Origin of the sequence: Streptomyces sp. RP5T, from assembly GCF_003933965.1 — a bacterium.
Lineage (GTDB): Bacteria > Actinomycetota > Actinomycetes > Streptomycetales > Streptomycetaceae > Streptomyces.
Map to the genome: position 1 here is coordinate 1 of NZ_RSAJ01000740.1, position 3,579 is coordinate 3,579.

At 70.4% G+C, this 3,579-nt stretch carries 3 protein-coding genes and 1 pseudogene; 3 read left to right on the forward strand and 1 reads right to left on the reverse strand.

What is annotated here, in order from left to right; all coding sequences use genetic code 11:
* Positions 1-523 (forward strand): annotated as a pseudogene (locus EHS43_RS40170) (hypothetical protein); the annotation flags it as partial.
* A 36-nt stretch (positions 524-559) separates the two neighbouring features.
* On the opposite strand, the gene EHS43_RS40175 reads toward EHS43_RS40170, so the two are convergent.
* Entirely contained in the window at positions 560-1,894 is a 1,335-nt protein-coding gene (locus tag EHS43_RS40175) for an ABC transporter substrate-binding protein (RefSeq protein ID WP_125195485.1), read from the reverse strand.
* Positions 1,895-2,012: 118 nt separating this feature from the next.
* Between EHS43_RS40175 and EHS43_RS40180 the strand changes: the two genes are divergently transcribed.
* Together EHS43_RS40180 and purU are read left to right on the forward strand one after the other, a co-directional pair.
* A complete protein-coding gene (locus EHS43_RS40180) occupies positions 2,013-2,513 on the forward strand; it encodes a hypothetical protein (protein ID WP_125195486.1) in 501 nt (166 codons plus the stop codon).
* A 46-nt stretch (positions 2,514-2,559) separates the two neighbouring features.
* On the forward strand, positions 2,560-3,441 hold the full coding sequence (purU, locus tag EHS43_RS40185) for a formyltetrahydrofolate deformylase (RefSeq protein ID WP_125195487.1): 882 nt from the start codon (positions 2,560-2,562) through the stop codon (positions 3,439-3,441).
* Positions 3,442-3,579: the final 138 nt, after the last annotated feature.

Below are 3,579 nucleotides of genomic sequence, written 5' to 3' on the forward strand. Positions count from 1 at the left end.
CGACAAGAACCAGACGGTGTCGGCGACGGCCCCCGCGAGCGACAGCCCCTCCTCGCCGGCCGCCGACCCGGCCAAGGCGCAGGCCGTCGAGCTGGACAAGCTGCTCGCCGACAGCGGCAACAGCCGTTCCTCGGTGATCAGCGCGGTGGCGAACGTGAAGTCCTGCAAGAACCTCGGCCAGGCGGCCGCGGACCTGCGGGCCGCGGCGGCCCAGCGCACCGGCCTGGTGACCCGGCTCAAGACGCTCTCGGTCGACCAGCTGCCCGGCCACGCCGAGCTGACCGACGCCCTCACCAAGGCCTGGCAGGCGTCCGCGTCCGCCGACAACCACTACGCGGCCTGGGCCGACCAGGCGGCCGGCAAGAAGGGCTGCAAGAAGGGCCAGGCCCGCGTCACGGGCCAGACCCAGGCCGGCAACCGGGACAGCGGCACCGCCAGCACCGAGAAGGCCAAGGCGTCCCGGCTGTGGAACGCGATCGCCAGGAAGTACAGCCTGACCGAGCGCGCGGCCACCCAGCTGTGAGCTGCCCGTGGGGGACGCCGGGGCGTCCCCCACGGGTCAGTCGACGTCCGCGTTCTGGAGGGTCTTCGTCACGTCGGTGAAGCCCTTGCGGGCCGCCGCGAGCTGGCCCTGGCGCACCACCTGGAGCGTCACATGGGCGTTCACCATGCGCGGGAAGCCGACCGAGGCGAGGTCGTCGGCGGAGCTCCAGCTGTCCCGGGTGGTCCACTGCAGGGTCGGCGTCAGACCGCCGGTCGGGATTTTGAGGCCGTCGTTGAGGACGCCGCGCACGCTGTCGGCCGACACCTCGCCGCCGCCGAGGGACTCCACGGCCTTCTTGAACACGGTGTAGGCGATCCACGTCGTCTGCACGCCCGCGTCGGCCGAGTCGATGCGGTTGTCGCCGAAGGCCTCGGCGTTGATGACCTTCTTCATCGCGCCCCAGCGGGCGTCGCTCTCCACCGGGTACCAGCCGGTGATGTACGACCCCTCGTAGGGCCCCGACGCCCCGCCGGACGCGTCGATCACCGTCTGGTCGACGCTGCCCATCGCCATGGCGGTGCGCACGGCCGGGTAGTCCTCGCGGGCACGCCGGAAGGAGTCCATGAAGGTGCTGGTGCGGTCGCCGAGCGCGGGCACCACGCACCCCTCCCTCGCGCCGGCGGCCCTGCCGGACGTCGAGCCGTCGAGGGCCTTCGCCGACTGCGCCGAGTACTCGGTGGCGTCCTCCGCCGCCCGCACGTCGCCGGCCGCCCGGTGTCCGCCGGTGGTCAGTCCGGAGTCCAGCAGCACGGGCAGCTCGTCGCCCGCGATGGTGTCGGGCCGTACGAGGGTGACGTTGCCGCAGGCCGCGGCGAGCTCCTTGCCGAGGCCGGCCAGGAGGGTGGGCTGGCCGCCGTTGACGGGGTAGGACAGCGGGCTGGTGAACTCGTCGTTGGTGACGCCGTAGCCGCCGATGTAGGGGATGCCGGCGCCCTCCAGCGGAGGGAAGAAGGAGTCGGCGTACTGGCTGTAGGAGCCGACGACCGCGACGACGTTCTCCTTGACCGCGCGCCGGGCGCACTGGGCCGCGGACACGGCGTCGTTGTGGTCGTTGCAGGTCAGGACGGTGAGCTTGCGGCCGTTGATGCCGCCCCTGGAGTTGATCCAGCGGGCGTAGGCCCGGGCGAAGGCGGGCATGCCCGGTTTGTTGGTCGCCTTGGTGTCCGACGGGGCCCAGGTCATGACCTTGATCGGGCCGTCCCCGGAGCCCGCCGTGGTGCCGGGGACGACCCCGCAGCCGGCGACGAGGGAGGCACATGCCACCAGGGCTCCCGCCGCGAGGACGGTGGCTCTGACGGGCCGGTGGTGCTGGAGGAGGAAGGTGCTGCGGATGCGTCGCCTGCCAGTCATGGGCACACACGCTTCCGTCACATCGCCAACTCGGATGTGACCCTCGGTCAATGAGAGGTGACGTAAAGGTGAACAGCGAGGGCCTGTGCGGGACGTATGGGGGAAGAACGTACGATCGATGACCGTGCAAGGTTCGGAGAACTCTTCCCGTCGCGGCCGTCGCTCCTCCACCATGGGCGGCATGCCTCTGAACGACATGCCGTGGTGGCGCTGGCGCAGCAATGTGCGCTCCGCGCTGCACATGCTCTCCGACCCCGCCTTCCAGCAGAACGTCTGGCTGGCCGGTGTCGAGGGGTACGGGGACGTCACCGACGCCGTGTACCGCCTCGTCGAGGACACCTGGCTGGACAACTGGTCCGCCGAGAAGTACGTCGGCACGATCTTCCGGGACTCCCAGGAGGCGGCCCTCGTCGACACCGCCGTGCTGCGGGTGCTGCGGATCATGCACCAGGTCGGCCCGGACGCCCCCGTCTCCGTGTACATGGAGAACCCGGGGTGGCCGGACGCGGTGCGGGCGGCGCGGGACGCGCACGTGCGGATGGCGGTGGCCGACGGGGAGGACCCCGACGCGCCGCCGCGCACGCTCCAGGTGCTGCAGATCATGACCCGGTCCGCGTGACGGACGCGGTGTCTGCCGCACCGGCGGATATGCGACCCTGTCCTGCATGAACGAGCAGTCCCCCCGAGCCGAGGCCCTGGCCGACCAGTACGTCCTGACCCTGTCCTGCCCCGACAAGCAGGGCATCGTGCACGCCGTGTCGAGCTACCTCTTCATGACCGGCTGCAACATCGAGGACAGCCAGCAGTTCGGCGACCACGACACGGGCCTGTTCTTCATGCGCGTCCACTTCTCGGCCGAGGCTCCGGTGACGGTGGACAAGCTGCGGGCGTCCTTCGCTGCGATCGGTGACTCCTTCCACATGGACTGGCAGATCAACCGGGCCGAGGACAAGATGCGGGTCGTGCTGATGGTCAGCAAGTTCGGGCACTGCCTGAACGACCTGCTGTTCCGCGCGCGCATCGGGGCGCTGCCGGTCGAGATCGCCGCCGTGGTGTCCAACCACACCGACTTCGCCGAGCTCGTGGGGTCGTACGACATCCCCTTCCACCACATTCCGGTGACGCGGGAGAACAAGGCCCAGGCGGAGGCGCAGCTCCTCGAACTGGTGCGGGAGCAGGACGTCGAACTCGTCGTGCTGGCCCGGTACATGCAGGTGCTCTCCGACGACCTGTGCAAGCAGCTCAGCGGCCGGATCATCAACATCCACCACTCGTTCCTGCCGAGCTTCAAGGGCGCGAAGCCGTATCACCAGGCGCATGCGCGGGGCGTGAAGCTGATCGGGGCCACCGCGCACTATGTGACCGCGGACCTCGACGAGGGGCCGATCATCGAGCAGGAGGTCGAGCGGGTGGGGCACGACGTCACCCCGGACCAGCTGGTGGCGATCGGGCGGGACGTGGAGTGCCAGGCGCTGGCGCGGGCGGTCAAGTGGCACGCCGAGCGCCGGATTCTGCTGAACGGTCGGCGCACGGTGGTGTTCGCCTAAGAGCTCGGGGCTTCGTGTCGTGGGGCGGCTGCGGGTGGTGGGTGGTTGCTCGCGCAGTTCCCCGCGCCCCTGAAGGCAGGTTCACCGCACCTACTCAAGGGGCGCGGGGAACTGCGCGACCAGCCCCCACCCACCCGC

What these genes read in the sequence shown, in the direction of transcription:
- EHS43_RS40175 (WP_125195485.1), bottom strand. Translation starts at nt 1,894, where the DNA reads ATGACTGGCAGGCGACGCATCCGCAGCACCTTCCTCCTCCAGCACCAC.
- EHS43_RS40180 (WP_125195486.1), top strand. Translation starts at nt 2,013, where the DNA reads ATGACCGTGCAAGGTTCGGAGAACTCTTCCCGTCGCGGCCGTCGCTCC.
- purU (WP_125195487.1), top strand. Translation starts at nt 2,560, where the DNA reads ATGAACGAGCAGTCCCCCCGAGCCGAGGCCCTGGCCGACCAGTACGTC.